At 65.8% G+C, this 19,189-nt stretch carries 15 protein-coding genes; 8 read left to right on the top strand and 7 right to left on the bottom strand.

Annotation, left to right across the window (positions count from 1 at the left end; genetic code table 11):
• Positions 1 to 7 precede the first annotated feature (7 nt).
• A complete protein-coding gene (locus tag IB269_RS08340; RefSeq protein ID WP_123693297.1) occupies positions 8 to 1,726 on the bottom strand; it encodes an Hsp70 family protein in 1,719 nt (572 codons plus the stop codon).
• Positions 1,727 to 2,024: 298 nt separating this feature from the next.
• On the opposite strand from IB269_RS08340, the gene IB269_RS08335 reads away from it, so the two are divergent.
• The 3 genes from IB269_RS08335 to IB269_RS08325 all read left to right on the top strand — a co-directional run bounded on the left by IB269_RS08335 (position 2,025) and on the right by IB269_RS08325 (position 4,252).
• The gene (locus IB269_RS08335; protein WP_123693298.1) at positions 2,025 to 2,852 is read left to right on the top strand and encodes a lectin; all 828 of its coding nucleotides are present in this window, start codon (positions 2,025 to 2,027) and stop codon (positions 2,850 to 2,852) included.
• A gap of 9 nt (positions 2,853 to 2,861) precedes the next feature.
• Entirely contained in the window at positions 2,862 to 3,704 is an 843-nt protein-coding gene (locus IB269_RS08330) for a YdcF family protein (RefSeq protein ID WP_192366933.1), read from the top strand.
• 77 nt (positions 3,705 to 3,781) lie between these two features.
• Positions 3,782 to 4,252 (top strand): VOC family protein, encoded by a 471-nt coding sequence (locus tag IB269_RS08325; RefSeq protein ID WP_013802423.1) that lies wholly within the window; start codon positions 3,782 to 3,784, stop codon positions 4,250 to 4,252.
• Positions 4,253 to 4,259: 7 nt separating this feature from the next.
• Here the strand turns inward: IB269_RS08325 and IB269_RS08320 are convergent, their stop codons facing one another.
• On the bottom strand, positions 4,260 to 6,239 hold the full coding sequence (locus tag IB269_RS08320; protein ID WP_123693303.1) for a UvrD-helicase domain-containing protein: 1,980 nt from the start codon (positions 6,237 to 6,239) through the stop codon (positions 4,260 to 4,262).
• 403 nt (positions 6,240 to 6,642) lie between these two features.
• Here IB269_RS08320 and bioB point away from each other — a divergent pair, with 403 nt between their 5' ends.
• Positions 6,643 to 7,704, top strand: a complete 1,062-nt coding sequence (bioB, locus tag IB269_RS08315; protein WP_192366887.1) for a biotin synthase BioB — start codon at positions 6,643 to 6,645, stop codon at positions 7,702 to 7,704.
• Between the two features lie 42 nt (positions 7,705 to 7,746).
• On the opposite strand, the gene IB269_RS08310 is transcribed toward bioB, so the two are convergent.
• Positions 7,747 to 8,946 carry a site-specific integrase gene (locus tag IB269_RS08310; RefSeq protein ID WP_192366886.1) on the bottom strand — a complete coding sequence of 400 codons (1,200 nt, stop codon included), beginning with the start codon at positions 8,944 to 8,946 and terminating at the stop codon, positions 7,747 to 7,749.
• A 198-nt stretch (positions 8,947 to 9,144) separates the two neighbouring features.
• Between IB269_RS08310 and IB269_RS08305 the strand changes: the two genes are divergently transcribed.
• Complete coding sequence (locus IB269_RS08305) at positions 9,145 to 10,128, top strand: DNA-binding protein (RefSeq protein ID WP_013802420.1); 984 nt, start codon at positions 9,145 to 9,147, stop codon at positions 10,126 to 10,128.
• A gap of 21 nt (positions 10,129 to 10,149) precedes the next feature.
• On the opposite strand, the gene IB269_RS08300 is transcribed toward IB269_RS08305, so the two are convergent.
• On the bottom strand, positions 10,150 to 10,851 hold the full coding sequence (locus tag IB269_RS08300; protein WP_192366885.1) for a GntR family transcriptional regulator: 702 nt from the start codon (positions 10,849 to 10,851) through the stop codon (positions 10,150 to 10,152).
• Positions 10,852 to 11,135: 284 nt separating this feature from the next.
• Between IB269_RS08300 and IB269_RS08295 the strand changes: the two genes are divergently transcribed.
• Positions 11,136 to 12,737 (top strand): gamma-glutamyltransferase family protein, encoded by a 1,602-nt coding sequence (locus IB269_RS08295; RefSeq protein WP_192366884.1) that lies wholly within the window; start codon positions 11,136 to 11,138, stop codon positions 12,735 to 12,737.
• Positions 12,738 to 12,810: 73 nt separating this feature from the next.
• Here the strand turns inward: IB269_RS08295 and IB269_RS08290 are convergent, their stop codons facing one another.
• Entirely contained in the window at positions 12,811 to 13,479 is a 669-nt protein-coding gene (locus tag IB269_RS08290; RefSeq protein WP_012205610.1) for a GntR family transcriptional regulator, read from the bottom strand.
• A gap of 269 nt (positions 13,480 to 13,748) precedes the next feature.
• On the opposite strand from IB269_RS08290, the gene IB269_RS08285 reads away from it, so the two are divergent.
• On the top strand, positions 13,749 to 14,741 hold the full coding sequence (locus IB269_RS08285) for a Bug family tripartite tricarboxylate transporter substrate binding protein (RefSeq protein WP_192366883.1): 993 nt from the start codon (positions 13,749 to 13,751) through the stop codon (positions 14,739 to 14,741).
• Positions 14,742 to 14,809: 68 nt separating this feature from the next.
• Here IB269_RS08285 and IB269_RS08280 read toward each other — a convergent pair whose 3' ends face one another.
• The gene (locus tag IB269_RS08280) at positions 14,810 to 16,642 is read right to left on the bottom strand and encodes a methyl-accepting chemotaxis protein (protein ID WP_192366882.1); all 1,833 of its coding nucleotides are present in this window, start codon (positions 16,640 to 16,642) and stop codon (positions 14,810 to 14,812) included.
• A gap of 126 nt (positions 16,643 to 16,768) precedes the next feature.
• Positions 16,769 to 18,094 (bottom strand): serine hydrolase domain-containing protein, encoded by a 1,326-nt coding sequence (locus IB269_RS08275; protein WP_192366881.1) that lies wholly within the window; start codon positions 18,092 to 18,094, stop codon positions 16,769 to 16,771.
• Between the two features lie 166 nt (positions 18,095 to 18,260).
• Between IB269_RS08275 and IB269_RS08270 the strand changes: the two genes are divergently transcribed.
• A complete protein-coding gene (locus tag IB269_RS08270) occupies positions 18,261 to 19,187 on the top strand; it encodes a LysR family transcriptional regulator (protein ID WP_179217879.1) in 927 nt (308 codons plus the stop codon).
• Positions 19,188 to 19,189 lie beyond the last annotated feature (2 nt).

Genomic DNA, 19,189 nt, shown 5'->3' with positions numbered 1-19,189 from the left:
CGGCGGATCAGGTTGCATCATCAGCCAGCACCGCTGCACTGCGCTCCAGATGGGAGAGCTGTTCATCCAAGAGGACACGTGCCTTGGTTGCCACACGGGCGTCCTGGGTTGCCAGGCTGGCTTCGAACTGAAGAATCTGCTCACTCAGCCACTGCCTGGCATTGCCGCGCATCTGTGCATAGACGCGCTCGGCCCGCGCCAGCGTGGTGCGGTTTTCGATGGTGTCGCGAGGATGGATCTTCAACGCATCCATCGCAGCCAGGCGTTCAACGATGTCCTCTTCCGACAGCACGCCGGGATTTCCTTGGATTAGCAGGCTGAATGTCCTGTTCGTCTTGAGTACTTTGGCTTCAACCTGCAGCAATCCATTGACGTCGTAGGTGAAACGCACATCCACGCAAGAATCTTCGAGAGCCAATCCAGGCAATTCGATGCGCAAATCGCCAAGATGAATGTTGTCGCGGACCATGCGGGACTCCCCTTGGTAAACCTCGAGGTCGATGAACGACTGGTACGGGGAAGTCGGGACATAGTTGTTGACCCGGCTGACAGGCACGGTAGTGTTGCGCTCGATGACAGGGTCGAAGTGCCCCTGGATCGTGGAGCCATCCGGCATGCGTTTGCTGACTGCCACCCCCAGCGAGTAGGGACAGACATCCGTCATCACAACTTCCCTGAGCGCAGCATCCTTGGCTTTGAGCCCTGCCTGCACCGCGGCACCCAGTGCCACGACTTCATCAGGATTGAAATCGATCGCAGGAAACCGGCCAAACATCGTTGTTGCAAGGCGCCTTACCACCGGCATGCGGGTGGCCCCTCCGGCGAGCACGATGTTGTCGAGCATGGCGCTTCGAAGGTTGGCATCGCGCAGCGTTCTCTCGACCGGCATGCGCAGCCGCTGAAGCAAACTTCTGCAGGCTTGCTCCAAAAGTGCTTCATCCAGCGGCATCTCCAGGATTCGGCCCTCGTGCTCCAGACGGATGGAGGTGCTCGGCTGGTCGCTCAGCGCCCTCTTGGCACGCTCGGCCTCAGCCTGGAGCCGCTGCATGAAGCGTCGATCCTTCAGTAGGTCTCCGGACAGCGCCTGACGCTCAATGAAGAGATCGACCAGAGCTTGCAGGAAGTCCTCTCCTCCCAGAAAGTTGTCTCCGGCTGATGCGCGCACCTCCATTACGCCATCGAACATCTCCAGGATGGAGACATCGAATGTCCCGCCGCCAAGGTCGAAGACCAGGAAGCGGGTTTCAGCGTCCTGTTGGTGCAGGCCATAAGCCATGGCGGCGGCAGTGGGTTCATTGAGCAACCGCTCGACGCGCAGGCCTGCAAGCTGTCCAGCCGCTCGCGTGGCCTTGCGCTGCGCATCCGAAAAATAGGCCGGTACGGTGATTACGGCCTCCTCGATGGTCTGTCCCAGGAATGCCTCGGCGTCGGCCTTGAGTGCCCGCAGCACCAGTGACGACAGCTCCTCCGGGCGAAACTGTCGATCCCCCAAATGCACCCCCTTGTTGCTGCCCATGAAACGCTTGAAATTTGCGGCAGTGCGTTCCGGATGGGTCTGCAGACGTTCCCGCGCCGCACGGCCTACCAGCACGCTTCCATCATCATCCAGACTGACGCAGGAGGGCGTCATGAAATCGCCCAGGGCATTGGGAATCAGAACTGCTTTCCCATCCTGCCATGCTGCAGCCAGGCTATTGGTACTGCCCAGGTCAATCCCGATGATCATGAATTGGCTCCTTGTATGTCGAACTCGTGATCATATGTATGGTTTTGTTACCCGCAGCGAATCCGAGACAGGATGCATGCACAAGCCATGTGCGGCCTGCCCTCCGTCTCTTTTTTTGCCTCCGGATCATTGAACGCCTGCCAATGAGTGGCCGTGCGGTGTGGTTTCGCCCTGTTCCTACAAAATGCTTGGCTAAACTCCATGGCTTGTCGAGGGAAGCCGGGTTCATGCTGGGCTCGCAGTCGAGTGCCGTGCGCAATGCGGCCGCCCCTCAGATCAACGCAGCCCGAGAAATCCCATGCAAATCAAGAAATGCATTTCCGTCCTGCTGGCCAGCAGCTTCATCCTGCCGGTTCTGCCTGCGCGTGCAGGCGAAGAGACGGTGCAACTCATGTCCAATGGCCGCTACCAGACCTACAGCCTGCCCGACGATGCGCAGCAGGTACAACTGGTCGAGACCTTGGCTGGCAACTGCAGCTACAACCAGAACTGGGGCTACGACCTGGGCCGCCGCGAGATGTGGGTCAAGGGCGGCTGCGGCGGGCGTTTCCGCATCCTGAGCGGCCTGCCCCAGGGCGCGCAGGGCCAGGAAGGCGGGAGCGACAACACGGGCGCATGGATCGCCGGTGCCGCCGTGGCAGCCATTGCCGGCGCCGCCATTTTGGCGAACAAGCGCGACAAGGACCGCGAACGTGACCGCGACGACCAGTGGAACGATGACCGCTATCCGGGCCAGCAGCCCGGCTATCCCTCGTGGGGAGGACGGGAGGTGCGGGGCCAGAACGGCCTGTGCCTGGATATATCCGGAGGCCTTCGCCCAGGCAATGGGCTCATCGTCTACCACTGCAGCGGCGGTGAGAATCAGCGTTTCACGTTGACGCGTGATGGCGAGATGCGCGTGGGCGACCTGTGCCTGGACGTGGCCGATGGCAACACCCGCAATGGTGCGCGGGTGATTGCCTGGCAATGCCGCAACCAGCCCAACCAGAAATGGGACTGGAGCCGTGGCCAGATCCGCAGCCGCTTTGCCAACAAGTGCCTGGACATCGAAGGCGGCAATGCCCGGCCGGGCCAGCCCGTGATCGTGTGGTCCTGCGCCGGCGGCCCGAACCAGCGCTGGAACTGAGGGCGCTTGTTGCACAAGCTCTTTCCCGCGCCCGGGCCAGTGCCCGGACGCAACGCCGTTGCGGGCTTCCGGCGGCTGGGGCCCTTGCAGTGGCTGGGCCTGATCACTGGCGCCGTGCTGCTGGGCGATGCCGTGGTGCTGATGGCGCGCGGCATGTTCAATCTGGGCGTGACGCTGCCAGCGATGCTGGGCCTGCTGTTCATGGCCTGCAGCTTCTGGCGCTCGGCCATTGCGCGCAGGCTGCGCGCCAGTGCATGGCTGCGGCGCGCCTGGTGGCTGGGCTGGGCGGCGTTGGCGATGTGGCTGGTCAGCCTGTTGGTGTTCTGGGCGCACCTGCTGTCCGCCTCGTCCGGGTTGCCACCGGAACAGCCGGTGCAGGCCATCGTGGTGCTGGGCAGTGCCACGCGTGACGGCCAGCCGTCGCTCACGCTGGCCCAGCGGCTGGACCGCGCTGCCGAACTGGCCGCCCGCCAACCCAAGGCGCTGGTGCTCACCAGCGGCGGGGTGGATTTTGGGGAAAGCGAGAGCGAGGGCGCCATCATGGCGCGCTATCTGCAGCAGCGCCACGGCCTGCCGCCCGAGCGGCTGCTGATGGAGGAACGCAGCACCAGCACGGCGCTGAACCTGGCCTGGAGCCTGCCCCTGCTGCAGGCACGCGGGGTGGAGCCGCAGGCGGCAATCGCCATCGTCACCAGCGACTTCCACACCCTGCGCGCCGGCTGGATAGCCGAGCGCAGCGGCTACGGCCAGGCCTTCACCGTGGGTGCGCCCACGCCCGTGACCATCCGCGCCAACGCCTGGCTGCGCGAGTACTTTGCGGTGATCAGCGGATGGGTGCTGGGGGAGTTCTAAGCTGCCTGTGCGATGGGCTGCGGCCTTGCGGATTGGCTCCACAATGTGATTCTTCATAAATCAACAGGAGTGAGACAGTGGCAAGCGAACAGCGTCCTTTCCGGGTTCTGGGCATACAGCAGGTGGCCATCGGCGGCACCGACAAGCAGCGCATGAAGCGCCTGTGGGTGGACATGCTGGGTCTGACCCAGACCGGCACATTCCAGAGCGAGCGCGAGAACGTGGACGAAGACATCCTGGCCATGGGCCAAGGCGCGCACAAGGTCGAGGTGGACATCATGCAGCCGCTGGACATTGACAAGAAGCCCGCCGTCCACACCACGCCGCTGAACCATATCGGCCTGTGGATCGACGACCTGCCGCTGGCCGTGCAGTGGCTGACGGAGCAGGGCGTGCGCTTTGCGCCCGGCGGCATCCGCAAGGGCGCGGCCGGCTACGACATCTGCTTTCTGCACCCCAAGAGCAATGACGAGTTTCCGATCGCTGGCGAGGGCGTGCTGATCGAGCTGGTGCAGGCGCCGGCCGAGGTGATCGCCGCCCTGGGCTGAGACGCCTTCAGGCGAAAGGCTGGACACGCCGCTCGGCATGCTCCAGCAGCCACAGCCTTTTTCGGGCGCGCGTCATGGCCACGTACAGGCGGTTGCGCTCCAGAAAGGCCAGCGCGTGCGGGGCCGAGGCCGGAAAGCGGCCAGGCTCCATGAAAGGCAGGGCGACATGCTCGTATTCCTTGCCCTTGGCTTCCTCGATGGTGCTCAGATGAAAGTCGAAGCCGCGCTCGGCCCGCACGGTTCGTTCGAAGCGCGTGGCCATGGCGGCCACCTGGGCCAGCATGTCGGGCACGGCCATGCCCGCCACCGAATCCATGAAAGCCTTCACGCGCTGACGCAAGGCCGCCGTCTGGGCCTGCGACAGGGCCACGCCCGCAAAAAGGCCCCAGACGTCGGCCTGCTCCAGCAGGCTGCGTGCGTCTGACTGAAGCGCCAGGGGCAGTTGCAAGAAGCTGCCAAAGGCCTGGAAGTTGCGTTGCCCGCCCTGCAGGCTGGACTGGTTTCCCAGGAATCGCCAGATGATCTGCGGGTTGTGCAGCATCTCGCCCGCCATGCGCTGGGCCAGCGTATGCCGGCTTGACGGATCGGCCATGTCGGCACCGTCCACGCTGCCCTTGCCGTAGAAAAGCGCACCTTCCACAAAGGCCGCCAGGGTCTCGCTGCCCAGCACGCTGACCTCGGCCTTCCATGACAGCGCCTGCATGCCATGTGCGTAGCAAAGGCCCAGCAGCAGGGCAATCTCGCGCTGCAGGTAAAAGCGCTTGAAGCCGTAGAAGCTGGCGGACTTGCCGGCGCGGTGGATGGCCCATTCCAGCGCGCAGGCATCCTGCTCATGGCGCAGGATCACGGTCAGCGAGGGATTGCGCGCGCCGGGCGACGGGGGCTCACCCGGCGCCGCCGTTGGCGTGCCGCGCGCCAGACCGGCCTGGATCTGCAGCAGCTGGTCAATGCACTGGCTGTCATCGGTGTGCTGCAGTTGCTGCACGGTGCTGAAGCGCGTGGGCGCCGCAGTCAGGCCAACGTTGAACAGCGCATTGACCGCCTTGGCGATCTGCGGGCCAAAGCGCCGCGACTGGGTCAGCGCCAGCGTGGCCGTGGCCTGGGGCAGGAAGTCATCGAGCTGGTGGAGCTTGTCGCGGAACACGGACCAGGCCTGTGCCTCGATGTGCTGGTTGAAGTCGCCTGCGCCCAGAAAGGCGCAGCCGCTGGTTCCGACCAGGGCGCGCAGCAGTTGCAGCGAGGCCGGGTCCAGGTCATGCATCTCGTCGAACACCACCAGGTCGTAGCGCGGCAGGTCCAGCGCCTGGCCCTGCAGAGCGTCGCTGGCCAGTGCATGGCTGCAGTCGCCTTCCGCGTAGTACAGCGGGTCGCCGCAGTGGTCGATGCGGCGGCGCTCGTACTCGAAGAACAGGCCGGCCATGCGGTAGTCGAGCAAATATTCCTCGCAGAAACTCGCCAGTCCCATGCCTTCCTCGGCCAGGCGCTGGGGCAGCAACGACTTCTTGGCGCTGAGGTTGAAGTCCCAGAAGGCGTCCAGATCCAGATCGCCGGGCTGCTCGAACAAAGGGTCGGGCTGCCAGGCCAGCCGCTCGCACAGCGCGGCATGTGCCTCGCGCACGCGGGCCTGCAGTGCCACGCGGTCGGCCAGAAAGCGGGCCGCAGGGTCGCGGCGGCGGATCTGCTGGGCCGCCCAGCGCTCCACCGTGGTGATCTGTACCTGGGGCGGCACTTCGCGCACCAGTTGCTTGAGCCGGTGGTGAAAGGCCGCCACGCCGGAGCGCGAATAGGCCAGCACCAGGATGCGCTGGGCCTGGCCGCTGCGGCAGGCCTGAACCACCTTGCAGGCCAGCGTGGTCGTCTTGCCTACGCCCGCCAGCGCCGCCACGATGGCCGAACGTCCCTCATGCGCCAGGATGGCCTGCTGCTCGCGCGACAGCAGCAGCGGTTGGCCGTGATCGGTGGGAAATTCCAGGGAGCGCAGGGACATCGGAGCGAATCGGGGGAAAGTGGTGGAAAGCGGGTGGAAGCACGGGCCGTGGCAATGAAAACCGCCGTGGCGACGACGGCGGGCACCCATTGTGGTCGTTTTGGAGAGGCATCTGGCAGGTATTGGGAATCAAGGCCCGCGCCCGCTTGCACATCTTTTTCGGCCTGCATCGGACAATTGAGCGATGTTGGCCACCAATGGCTGCGCGCTTGCAGCATGAAGCATGCAGGCAGAAAAACTTCTGCCAAAACGCAGCGAACATCGCTCAAAAATAAGCGAAGTTCGCTCTTTTTGCAGGCCATGAAAATGGGGCAACTATTTTTGCCAAGGAGCCGGCTTTTTCATTCCCAATGCTTTTTTTGCTCATCAGAATGAAAAAAGCAGACCCACAGAGGAGTTTTTGATGACCGCCTGCAGCACCACCCCGACGAATTCCGACAGCCCCGCACAACCTGCGGCCGGCAGCCCATTGCAATGGCATGCACGCCCCTCCAAAAGCGACACGCTGCCGTTTGAAGGCGCCTGGTGCGTGCAGGCCATCCAGGAACTGCTGGACAAGCCCTTCATGGACCTGATGTTCCAGGCCCAGAGCGTGCACCGTGAGCACTGGCCCGCGGGCGACATCGAGCTGGCCACGCTGCTGTCGGTCAAGACGGGCGGATGCCCCGAGAACTGCGGCTACTGCCCGCAGGCGGCAGAGTTCGATACCGGCGTCAAGGCGGAAAAGCTCATGAGCGTGGACGAAGTCACGCGGGCCGCCCAGGCCGCCAAGGACGCGGGTGCCACGCGCTTTTGCATGGGCGCGGCCTGGCGCGCGCCCAAGGACCGCGACATCGAGAAGATGAACGAGCTGATCGGCGCCGTGAAGGGTCTGGGCATGCAGACCTGCGCCACGCTGGGCATGCTCCAGCCGCACCAGGCGCAGTCGCTGCGCGAAGCGGGCCTGGACTACTACAACCACAACCTGGACACCGCGCCCGAGTACTACCAGGACGTGGTCAGCACGCGCCAGTACCAGGATCGCCTGGACACGCTCAAGGCCGTGCGCGGCGCGGGCATCAGCGTGTGCTGCGGCGGCATCATCGGCATGGGCGAGGCGCCTGTGCACCGCGCGGGCCTGATCGCCCAGCTGGCCAATCTCAACCCCCATCCCGAATCCGTGCCCATCAACAGCCTGGTGCGCGTGCCCGGCACGCCGCTGGCGGACAGCGAGCCAGTCGATCCGCTGGACTTCGTGCGCGTGATCGCGGTGGCGCGCATCACCATGCCCACGGCGCGCGTGCGCCTGTCGGCAGGCCGGCAGCAGCTGGGCGACGCCGTGCAGGCCCTGTGCTTCATGGCCGGCGCCAATTCCATCTTCTATGGGGACAAGCTGCTGGTCACCGGCAACCCCGATGTGGAAGCCGACACCACGCTGCTGCGCAAGCTGGGCCTGAGCGGCACGCGGACCTCGGTACAGGAGTGAGCTTTTTGAGCTTTTGAGCTCTTTTGAGCCAGCGGCTCAGGACTACGGCCGGCCGCTGCCTTGCGCGGCGGCGGCCGCATCGTCGTCGCCGGCGTCGAGCAGCCGGGCCGCACGGTTGCTCAACGCGGAATCCGCACGGAAATAGCCCAGCACCGTATTGACGCTGCTGTGCCCCGTCAGCGCCATGGTGTCGGGCAGGGGCACGTTCTGGCGCCCGGCCTCGGTCACAAAGCCCGAGCGCAGGGAATGCGCCGAGAAATCCCCCTCCACGCCCGCCAGCGCGCAGCGCTGCTTCACGATGTCGCGCACGGCCGCTGGCGACAGGGGCTCGCCCACATGGCCGCCCTTGCGGATGCGCCGGAAGATCGGCCCTTCCTGTATGGCAGCGGCACGCAGCCAATCGGCCAGCGCCTGGGCCGCGCGCCCGGTCACGGGCTTGTGGTTCTCGGGCGCATCCCGCCCGGACTGGTTGGTCTTGGAGTGAGCCAGCGTGTAGATGAATTCCTGCGGCCCCACGGCGCGCAGGTGGCGCATGTCGGCCCCGGCCACCTCCGAGCGGCGGCGCCCGCCGCTGGACCAGGCGAACAGCAGCAGGGCGCGGTCGCGGCGGCCGCGCAGGCTGTCGTCGCAGGTGTCCAGCAATTGCTCCAGCAGGTCGCGCGTCAGCGCATCCTTTTTGGCGGGCTGCTCGCCGCGCCGCGCATAGGCCTTGCGCGTGCGCGACATCAGCTCGCGCACCGCGCCGTCCTGGCAAGGGTTGGGCAAACCGTGCACCTGATGGGCCTTGGACAGCACCGCCATGCGGTGCACCAGCGTGTTGTGCGACAGGGGGCCTTCGCGGGCCTTGTATCCGGCCTCGATCAGGGCGCGGTCCATGTGCGCCGGCATTTCACTGGCCAAGCCCGCACCGGTCTGCCGCTGGGCGTGGTCGATGATGAATTGCAGCACGCAGGGCACATTCAGCGGCAGCTGCATCTGCCGCTCAAAACGCAGCGCATGCCAGGCGGCCCAGTAGCGCATCGCACTCTGGTAGCTGTTTCTGGTGTTGGTGGATTCGCCCTCGCGCAGCAACTCGCGCACGGCCTGCTGGGCGGCAGGCTCCAGCCCCGCGGAGGGCAGGGTGCTGCCTTGCTTTGTGTCTTCCAGAGGCTGCTCTTGGGGAATCATCGAAAAGGGGCCGTTGCGCATCCGTGGATTGTCGCCCGGCGCAGCATGGCCGCCCGCCGCGGAGCCTGCGGCCATGCAAAGTTCAGTCTCCAGGCTTTCCAGAGGCTGCAGCGGCTTTTTGCCTGGGCAAAGCCGTGTAATGTGCGTATCCATACTGTATGAAAATTTCATATGTAATATTTAATACATGACACATATGATGTATTACGCATTATTAAAATAACTCACGATAACAATCACTTATCGTTGGTAATCTGGAAAATAGTTCACGATATGCAGAAAACATCCACCCGCGGCGTGCAGGAAGCCGATGTCTGGGCCGCGGCAGACGCCTTGATCGCCCAGGGCCTGCGGCCGACCATCGAGCGCGTGCGCCAGCAAATCGGCCGAGGCTCGCCAAATACCGTCAGCCCGATGCTGGAGACCTGGTTTGCCACCCTGGGCCAGCGCCTGGGCGTGGCGGCAGGGCAGGGCGAGCTGCTGCCCTCGTCTGTGCCCGATCCCGTTCAGCGCCTGGCGCAGCAGCTTTGGGACGCTGCCCAGGAAGCCGCCATGGAGGCCGCCCGCGCCGCGCTGCAATCGCGCGAGGAAGCGGCTCAGGCCACGCAGGCAGAGCTGCAGGAGCAGCAAGAGCAAATGGCGCGGCGCGAGGCGTCCATGCAGGCGCAGAAAGAGGCCATGGACCAGGCCCTGCAAGTGGCCCAGGCGCAGTCTCAGGACTTGTCGCGCCGGCTGGACGAAATGCAGCAGCAGCTGCAGGACCGCGACGAGCGCCTGGAGGAAATGCGCGATGCGCTGGCTGAAGCCGCCCGCCAGCGCGAGGCGCTGCAGCAAAAGCATGGCGAGGAAATGCAGTCTGCCGCGCTGGAGCGCCAGCGCATGGCCGAGCAATACGCGGGCAATGAGCGCCACATGCTCAACGAAGTGGACCGTGCACGCCAGGAACTGGCGGCTGCGCGCAAGACAGCCACCGAGCAGGAGCGCAAGGCAGCGACCCGCCTTGCAGAGCTGCAAGGCCGCTATGAGAAGAGTGAGGAGGAGCAGCTGAGCCTGCACTCCCAGCTGCAGACCGCCCAGAATGCGGCCGCCCTGGCGCAGGAGCGTGCGGCGGACCTGCGCAGCCTGCTGGAGGCGCAGCAGCGATTGGCCGCTGGCGGTGCCTTGCCGGATGCCGGCGCGGGGCTTTCGCTGGGCCGGCGCGGCAGCCTGTCCGCGGCGCGCCGCTCCATGACGCGCCTCAAGGACAGGAGAGGCTAGGGCGTATCGCCCAGGCCAAGGTCAGGCCTTGGCGCGCGATTTGCCTTGGGGCAGCCGATGTCTGCGCATGGCCTGCGTAATGCTGTCTACCGTTCCACGCACATGCGCGCGCACTTCGCGCTCCATGCGATCCGGGTCACCGGCCTGCAGGCTGGCCACCAGTTGCTGGTGGTGCTCCTGCAGCTTCGGCGAGGGCTCGTTGTTTTCCAGCCAGATCCGCATCAGCGGCTCGACCACCGAGTGCAGGGCCGAGATCTGCTCGCACAGGCGCGGGGCTGCGCTGATGCGGCAAAAGCGCTCGTGAAAGCGCCGGTGCACCGTGATCCATTCCGACTGGTCACTCTCGCAACGCTTCATTTTCAAAAGCAGGTCCTGCAGGTCGTCCACATCCGCCTGGGTGCAGCGCCTGGCGGCCATGGCTGCGGCCAGGCCTTCGAGCACGGCCCGCATCTCGAAAACCTCGATGACCTCGCTCTCGGAAAGCTCCCGAACGATCGCGCCCCGGTTCGGCGGCATGACCAACAGGCCTTCCGCAGTCAGCCGGCGCAAGGCCTCGCGGACCGGCATGCGGCTCATGCCGATGGAGTTGGCGATGTCATCGGCCACCAGCCTGTCGCCCGGCTTCAGCAGCCCCATGCGAATGCCATGAGAGAGGTGTTGGTAGGCCTCTTCGTGGGCACTGGTCTGTGCCGCATCGGGCGAGGGGGTGGCAAGTGGCAGCATGGTGATGGTTCTGGGGTGGGCGGAGCCCGGTCGTCATTCTAGGTTTGGCTATCAGGGTCCAGGGCGCACTCTGATGGTGCATTGTGTACGGCCAATCCAGGCATGGTGATTGCTTGGGTATCTTTGGAAAAATTGGATACAAAGATATCAGGATACGGTAATCTCGAGGCTGCCATCGCGCCCTGCGTCGATGGCGGTCCGCTGCAAGCAGCGTTGGCAGCCCCCCGGCCCCCCATTCATTGCCCGAAATCCAAGTCCCAGCAACACAAGGAAGAAGAACCGTTATGCGTAATTTCCAGAATCCTGGCCGTTCCGTCGTCATGTCCACGCACGGCATGGCGGCAACCTCGCACCCGGCCGCCACCCAGGCCGCTGTTCGCATCCTGGAGGCCGGCGGCACCGCCATGGATGCCGCCGTCGCGGCCTGTGCGGTCCAGTGCGTGGTGGAGCCTGGCTCCACCGGCATTGGCGGAGACTGCTTTGCGCTGTACAGCGAAAAGGGCTCTGACCAGATCACGGCCTACAACGGCGCCGGCTGGGCGCCCCAGGCCACCTCCCTGAAGGCCGTTCTTGCCTCGGGCGAGGAAAAGCAATTGCGCCGCCAGTCGCCCTACGTGGTCACGGTGCCTGGCGCCGTGGACGCCTGGGTCGCCCTGACGGACCGGTTCGGCCGGCTGCCCATGGGCCGCCTTCTGGAAGATGCCATCCGCTTCGCCGAGCAAGGCTATGCCGTGGCGCCGCGCGCCGGCGCCGACTGGGCCATGCACACGCAACTGCTGGCCGCCACCACTGCGCGCGACATCATGCTGGTCGATGGTCAGGCACCGGCCATCGGATCGGTTCACCGCCAGCCACAGTTGGGCGCCACCTTGCGCAAAATTGCCGAGCAGGGCCGTGCCGGCTTCTACGAGGGGGAGGTCGCGCAGGACATCGTCTCCTATCTGCGCAGCCTCGGTGGCGTGCACACGCTTGAGGACTTCTCCACCTATCGTGGCGAGTTCGTGCAGCCGGTCAAGAGCAGGTTCCGAGACCATGTGGTGCACGAGTGCCCCCCTCCGGGCCAAGGCATCATTGCCCTGCTGCTGCTGAACATTCTGCAGGGCCTGGAGCCGGGCACGGACCCGCTCTCGCCCGAGCGGCTGAAGGCCGAGATCGATGCCACGCGCATGGCGTACCGGGTGCGGGATGCGCTGCTGGCCGATCCGCGCTTTGCCGATGTGGACATCGACTATCTGCTGTCGCAGGAGCTGGCCGCCCAGCTGCGCAACGGCGAGTTCCCGGAGCATTTCAAGACCCCGGCGACCAATGCGGCAGCGGAGCACAAGGACACGGTCTACATCTCGGTGGTGGACAAGGATCGCAACTGCGCCAGCTTCATCAACTCGATCTTCCACCCCTTCGGCTCCGGCCTGATGTCGCCCAAATCAGGCGTGCTGCTGCACAACCGGGGCCAGAGCTTTGAACTGGCTGAGGGCCACCCCAATTGCATCGGGCCAGGCAAGCGGCCCCTGCACACCATCATCCCCGGCATGACCACGAAAGATGGCCGCGTGGAGCTGGTGTTCGGCGTGATGGGCGGCCACTACCAGGCCATGGGCCATGCGCACTTTCTGTCCAAGGTGATCGACTACGGCTGCGACATCCAGGCCGCCAGCGATCTGCCACGGCTGTTCCCCATTCCCGGCACCGACAAGGTCGAGGTCGAAAGCACCTTGCCGCAGCATGTCGCGCAGGCGCTGGAGCAGCAGGGCTACCGGTTGGTGGCGCCCGGCTATCCTGCCATCGGCGGCGCCCAGGCCATTCGGGTGGATTGGGACAACGGTGTGCTGCACGGCGCATCCGACCACCGCAAGGACGGCTGCGCCATGGGCGCCAACCTTTCCTGACGGACGGCAGCCTGCGCGCTGGCTCCAGGCTGTCGTGACAGCGAAGGGGCCAGCGCGGCTTTAAGTGCGGATTTCAGTCGGCCTGGTTCGCCTGGAGGATGCCTGGAAGCGTGCGCAGGATGTGGGCGCGCATCAGGGCTTCCACCTTTGCGCCATCCCTGGCCTTCAATGCGCCTATGAGTTCTTCGTGCCTGTCGTGCACGTAGTCCGTCGATGGCTTGCCCTCCAGCCACACCCGCATCAGGGGCTCGGAGACCGAGTGCAGGGACGCGATCTGCCGCATCAGCTGGGGAGCGTCTGCAATGGTGCACAGGCGCTCGTGGAACTGGCGGTGCGCCGTGATCCATTCCGATGCATTCAGGCCGCTGCGGTGCATGCGCTGCAGCAACTGCTCCAGATCGTGGATGTCATTGGTGGTCACGTTCTCGGCTGCCAGGGTGGCTGCCAGGCCCTCCAGCACCGAACGCATGGCGAACACCTCGCGCACCTCTTTTTCGGTCAGCACCCGGACCACCGAGCCACGGTTGGGGCGGTTGACGATCAGCCCTTCCGTGGCAAGGCGGTTCAGCGCCTCGCGCACGGGCATGCGGCTGGTGCCAATTTCGGCCGCGATGTCATCCGGTGCCAGCCGCATGCCCGGGCGCAGTTCGCCCGTGCGTATGCCGCGCTTGATGTGTTGGTAGGCCTCTTCCTGTGCCGTGGCATGGACAGTGTCAAACGAGGCGCGTCGGTCGGTCAGCATGGTTTATCCGGTGTCTTTCGCCCAGGGCAGGGGCCCGCCGATTCTACGGGGGCCTGCCTGCGCCTCCCGGGGACCCCGTTTGTGCCGGTTTCCACGCAGCCATGCCTGTGCAGGTGATGGCAAGAGGCGGTTTTCCCTAGAGCTGGTTCGATTATTGCTTGCTAGTCTTCTGCATGATTGGATACAAATATCCAAATATCTATGCATTTTCCCCATGGCAGCCGGAACCTGTTCCTTCGCCATGCCTGCTCTCCAACCTGATGAAGACCATGCCTCTCCAAACGCTCCGCACTCCCCTGGCCACGGCCCTGCTGTCTGCCCTGGCCCTTGTCGCATCCGCTCAAGCCTCTGCCCAGGGGGCCGGCGCCTGGCCCAGCAAGCCCATTCGCATCGTCGTCCCCTTTCAGGCCGGGTCCGCCACGGATCTTCTGAGCCGGCAGGTTGGCGCCGGGCTGAGCAATTCATTGGGCCAGCCCGTGCTGGTGGAAAACAAGCCGGGTGCCGCGGCCATGATCGGCAGCGACACCGCGGCCCGGGCCCCGGGCGACGGCTACACCCTGCTGATGAGCGGGCCGGCCTCCATGGTCACCAACCGTTTTCTGTACAAGAAGCTGAGCTACAACCCGGACGCCTTCGAGAAGGTGGCCATCGTGGCGGTCACGCCCAATGTGCTGCTGGCAAACCCGTCCCTGCCGTTCAGTACGCTGGCTGAGATGGTGGCCTATGCCAAGGCAAACCCCGGCAAGCTGACCTATGCCTCCTTCGGGGCCGGCACGACCTCGCACATGGCTGGCGAGTTCCTGCGCCAGGCCGCCGGCATCGACATAGTGCATGTGCCCTACAAGGGTGCGGCCGAGGCCATCCCGGCCTTGATATCGGGCCAGGTCTCCCTGTACTTCGACACCATCATGACCGCCTTGCCCCAGGTGAAGGCCGGCAAGCTGCGCGCCCTGGGCGTATCGACTGCAAGCCGCGCCGCCATGGCCCCGGATATCCCGACGATTGCCGAACAAGGCTATCCGGGCTTTGACATCGCCCCGTGGTACGGCATCGTGGCCAGCCACGGCACGCCGCCGGCCGTGGTCTCCCGGCTCAACACCGAGATCAACAAGCTGCTGAACACCCCTGAGTTCCGCGAGCGCCTGGTGGCCACCGGCGCCGAAGCCCGTGGCGGCAGCGTTGCCGACTTCGAGGCCTTCGTCAAAACCGAGGTCCCCCGCACGGAGAAGCTGGTGCGGCAGGCCGCAATCGCGCTGCAGTAACCGGACCGGCGCCGCCGGGGCAGGGCGGTGGGGCACGGCGGTGGGTTGCCTGCCGTGCGGCGCCGATTTCATCTATGCAGGGCGATGCTCCTGGACCGGGATGATTCGCTGTCCAGCCGAAAGCCTGCCACCACGTCCGCCAGTTGCGCGGCCTGCTGCTGCAGCGACTGCGCCGCGGCCGTGGCCTCTTCGACCAGGGCCGCGTTCTGCTGGGTGGACTGGTCCATCTGGCTGACGGCCGTGCCGATCTCGGCAATGCCCGTGCTCTGTTCCTGGCTGGCATTGCTGATCTCGGTGACGATGGCGGTCACGCGCTGCACGCTTTCCACCACCTTGCCCATGGTGGCGCCCGCGTCCTGCACCAGGCGGCTGCCGGCATCGACCTGACCCACGGAGTCATCGATCAGCGCCTTGATTTCCTTGGCGGCCGTGGCGCTGCGCTGGGCCAGCGTGCGCACTTCAGAGGCCACCACGGCAAAGCCCCGGCCCTGTTCGCCGGCGCGGGCCGCTTCCACAGCGGCGTTCAGCGCCAGGATGTTGGTCTGGAAGGCAATGGAGTCGATCACACCAATGATGTCGGCGATGCGGTGCGAGGACTGCTCGATGCCGCCCATGGTGCGCACCACCTGGTCCACCACGGTGCCGCCATGCGTGGCGATGTCCGAGGCGCTGCTGGCCAGTTCGCGCGCCTGGCGCGCATTCTCGGCGTTGTGCTGCACGGTGGCCGTGAGCTGCTCCATGGCGGCAGCCGTTTCCTCCAGCGAGCTGGCCTGCTGCTCGGTGCGCGCCGACAGGTCCTGGTTGCCGCTGGCGATTTCGGTGGAGGCATGGCGCACGGTCTCGGACGATTCCCGGATGCGCACCAGCACCGAGGCGATCTTGTCGGTGAAGTGGTTGAACGCGCGTGCGATCTGCGTCAGTTCGTCATTGCCTTGCACCGACAGGCGGCGCGTGAGATCGCCGTCACCCGAGGCGATGTCTTCCAGCGCATCGCGCACCACGGCCAGCCGGCGCGTGACGCGGGCGATGACGGCGCCCAGCAGCGCAATCGCCAGGATCAGCGAAATGGCAACGATGGCGCCCGACACCTTGAGCAGCGAACCCAGCGCGGACAGCGCCTCGTCGCGCTGCACGGCCACCACCAGTTGCCAGTTCGTGCCGGGCACGCCCTGGCCGTAGAGCAGGAAGTCCTTGCCGCCGACGGCCGTGCGCATGCCGGTGTCCTCCTTGGGCAGGGCCTGGATGGCGTCGGCACGCAACTGGGGCGAGAGCGCGGAGACGGGCTTGAGCGTGAGTGCCGGATCGGGATGGGTGACGATGGCGCCCGCCTCATCCACCAAGAAGGCAAAGCTGCCCGGCGTGGGCCGGATGGCGCCCACGGTGCGCACCACCGTGGTCAGCAGCACGTCGGTGCCGACCACGGCGACGGGATTGCCGGCCGGGCCCACGGGCTCGGCAAAGGTCACGCCCACTTCGGGCGGAGAGACAAACAGATAGGGCGCCGTCACGATGGGCCTGCCTTCATTGAGCGCCTGCCTGAACCAGGGGCGGGCCGTCACGTCGTAGTCGGCAGCCATCTCATTGAGGAAGAACATGCGCTTGTCGGTGTAGCCGAAGTAGGCATCCGAGAAGCCGCCGCCGTCGCGCAGAGCCTGGACCACGGCACGCGGCTCCGGCGTATCGACCGCCTGCGCCAGGGTATGGGTCAGCAGGCGCTTGGTCGCCACCCATTCGCCCAGCACCTGGGCCTGGGCGTTCACGAGCTGGCGGCTCTGGTCGTCGAGGGTGGACAGCACATGGCGCTGCACCGTGAGGAAGTTGGCAATGGCCAGGGCCAGCATGGCCACGGTGACGATGGCCACGCTGAGCGCGATGAGTCGCGCACGCAGGGACTGGAACATAGAAGAATTACTTATTGCAAGAAGATGCTACATACGTTAGCAAATTTTCTTGACAATACGCATTCTTGCAGGCTGTGCCCCCTGGCCGCCGAAGCCTATGCGGGAAATTCGCGCCCCTTCAGCGCTTCAGCGCTCCCCAGCCAGCAGCCTGCCCAGCGCCTCGTAGGCCGGCAGCGAGGTCGGGTCATTGGCCGCATTGCCAGCCACCGGGTGGGAGGCGAAGCGCGCAATCACCATCTGTGCCTTGGGATCGATGTAGACGGTCTGGCCATGCACGCCGCGCGCCGCGAAGGCACCATGGGCGTTGTGCGTGACCCACCACATGTTGCGGTAGGTCCAGCCCGGCAGCAGCTTGTAGCCGGCCTTGGCAAAGGCCGCCGCATCGCCGCCCCGGCGGACATCGTCCACGGCCGCTGCGGGAATGATCTGCTGGCCGTTGAACTGGCCCCGATTGCGCAGCATCTCGCCAAAGCGCGCCAGATCCCGCAGGCCCAGGTTCAGGCCGCCGCCTGCAAAGGGCGTGCCTGTGGAGTCCACCGACATGTAGGCATCCTGCTCGGCGCCCAGGCGGCTCCAGATGCGCTCGGACAGCAGTTCGGCCACCGATTGGCCGCTCACGCGCGCCAGCACCCAGCCCAGCGCATCGGTATTGGCCGTGCGGTAGCCGAAGGCCTTGCCGTGCACGCCTTCGGGCTTCACGGTCTGCAGGAATTCGTAGTAGCTGCGCGGCCCGGTGTAGTCCTTGGCCTTGGGCAGCGGGTTGCCCGCGGCCGCGTGCGCCCAGACCTCGGCCTGGGGATCCGCATAGTCTTCGCTGAAGCGTATGCCCGTGGTCATGTCCATGAGTTGGCGCACCGTGGCATTGCCGAAGGCCGAAGCCGCCAGCTCTGGCACGTACTCCGACACGCGGCGCGAGGGGTCGAGCTGCCCCTCGGCAGCCAGCATGGCCGCCAGCGTGCCGACGAAGGACTTGGTCACCGACATGGCGCCGTGCTGGCCTTCGGGCTTGAGCACGCCGAAGTAGCGCTCATAGATCACGCGGCCCTTGTGCAGCACCACGATGCCGTCGGTGTAGTTGGCCTTGAGCGAATCGCGCCAGGTCATGGGCTGGCTGGCACCCAATGGCGTGAAGCGCAACTCGTCGATGTCTTCGCGCAGCGCCTGGGCCAGCGGCGCTGCAGGCGCCAGGCCGCGCGACACATTCACCGTGGGCATGAGCTGGCGAAAGTGCGAGACGCTCCAGCGCATGGCGGGAAACTGGAAATAGGAGCCGTCGTCGAAGCGCAGCATGCGGTCCGGCGGCGGCGGCGAGCCCACCATCCAGCCCAGCTTTGCGGGGTCGCTGGCATCGGCATCGGGGTAGGAGGGGGTCTTGGCTGCGGTGACCCCTGCCGTGGCTGTGGCGAATACAAGGCTGCCAGCCAGGGCACCGGCGAAATGTTTGAGCTGCATGGCGGCAACCATACTACGGTTGCCGCGGCGCCAAGATCCGCTGCCAAAGGGTGGAAGCCGGCTTCCATCCCAGGCCGTGCGCCCAGTTGGCGCAAGCGCGACAAATGGCTTTCTCGTTGGACTAAGCTTCAAATAGTTTTTGAAAATCAAAGCCTGGCGAATGCCCATGAAAAGCCTGCAAGACCTGGATATCTTCGTGCGCACCGCAGACAGCGGCAGCCTCTCGGCCACGGCGCGTGCCCTGGACCTGACCCCGGCTGCGGCCAGCGCAGCGCTCAAGCGGCTGGAGGCAGAGCTGGGCGTGACCCTGTTCGTGCGCTCCACGCGCAGCCTGCGGCTCACGCAGGAGGGCGAGCTGTTTCTGGAGCACTGCCGCCCCGCGCTGGCCGGCCTGCGCCAGGTGCGCGACCAGTTGGCTGGCGGCCAGGCCGCTTTGCGCGGCACGCTGCAACTGGCCGCCCCCTCCGACCTGGGCCGCAACGTGCTCATGCCCTGGCTGGACGAGTTCCAGAGCCAGCATGCAGGCGTGGATCTGCGCCTGCACCTGTCCGACCGCGCTGCCAATGTCTACAGCGAGCCCGTGGACGCGGCTTTTCGCTACGGCAGGCCGCAGGATTCCAGCCTGGTGGCCTTGCCGCTGTCGGACACGCACCGCCGCGTGCTCTGCGCCGCGCCTTCGTATCTGCAGGAACGCGGCGCACCCGCCACCCCCCACGACCTGGCCGGCCATGACTGCCTGTGCTTCATGCTGGGCGAGGAAGTGCACGACCGCTGGAGCTTCTGGCCGGCAGGGCAGGGGGCTGCCGTACCTGAGCCCGTCCATGTGCGGGTGCGCGGCCGCAATGTGGCCAATGACGGAGATGCCGTGCGGCGCTGGGCCGTGGCCGGGCGGGGGATTGCCTACAAGTCGTATTTCGACGTGGCCGAGGACCTGGCCCGGGGCCGCCTTCTTGCGCTGTGCACCGACTGGACGACCGAGTGCGTGCCGCTGTTCCTGGTCGCCCCCAGCCGCAGGCAGTTCACGCCGCTGGTGCGTGCGTTGCGGGATTTTGTGGCGGTGAGGCTGGCCGAGCTGGAGGCGGCCCAGCCCTGATC

The sequence above is a fragment of the Delftia sp. DLF01 genome, from assembly GCF_014852125.1.
GTDB classification, from domain to species: Bacteria; Pseudomonadota; Gammaproteobacteria; order Burkholderiales; family Burkholderiaceae_C; genus Comamonas; species Comamonas acidovorans.
Note: the sequence above shows the minus strand (reverse complement) of the source record. Positions and strands in the feature narration are given on the sequence as shown.

Coding starts and splice junctions, on each gene's coding strand:
- IB269_RS08340 (WP_123693297.1), bottom strand. CDS start 1,726: ATGATCATCGGGATTGACCTGGGCAGTACCAATAGCCTGGCTGCAGCA.
- IB269_RS08335 (WP_123693298.1), top strand. CDS start 2,025: ATGCAAATCAAGAAATGCATTTCCGTCCTGCTGGCCAGCAGCTTCATC.
- IB269_RS08320 (WP_123693303.1), bottom strand. CDS start 6,239: ATGTCCCTGCGCTCCCTGGAATTTCCCACCGATCACGGCCAACCGCTG.
- bioB (WP_192366887.1), top strand. CDS start 6,643: ATGACCGCCTGCAGCACCACCCCGACGAATTCCGACAGCCCCGCACAA.
- IB269_RS08310 (WP_192366886.1), bottom strand. CDS start 8,946: ATGGCCGCAGGCTCCGCGGCGGGCGGCCATGCTGCGCCGGGCGACAAT.
- IB269_RS08305 (WP_013802420.1), top strand. CDS start 9,145: ATGCAGAAAACATCCACCCGCGGCGTGCAGGAAGCCGATGTCTGGGCC.
- IB269_RS08300 (WP_192366885.1), bottom strand. CDS start 10,851: ATGCTGCCACTTGCCACCCCCTCGCCCGATGCGGCACAGACCAGTGCC.
- IB269_RS08295 (WP_192366884.1), top strand. CDS start 11,136: ATGCGTAATTTCCAGAATCCTGGCCGTTCCGTCGTCATGTCCACGCAC.
- IB269_RS08290 (WP_012205610.1), bottom strand. CDS start 13,479: ATGCTGACCGACCGACGCGCCTCGTTTGACACTGTCCATGCCACGGCA.
- IB269_RS08285 (WP_192366883.1), top strand. CDS start 13,749: ATGCCTCTCCAAACGCTCCGCACTCCCCTGGCCACGGCCCTGCTGTCT.
- IB269_RS08280 (WP_192366882.1), bottom strand. CDS start 16,642: ATGTTCCAGTCCCTGCGTGCGCGACTCATCGCGCTCAGCGTGGCCATC.
- IB269_RS08275 (WP_192366881.1), bottom strand. CDS start 18,094: ATGCAGCTCAAACATTTCGCCGGTGCCCTGGCTGGCAGCCTTGTATTC.
- IB269_RS08270 (WP_179217879.1), top strand. CDS start 18,261: ATGAAAAGCCTGCAAGACCTGGATATCTTCGTGCGCACCGCAGACAGC.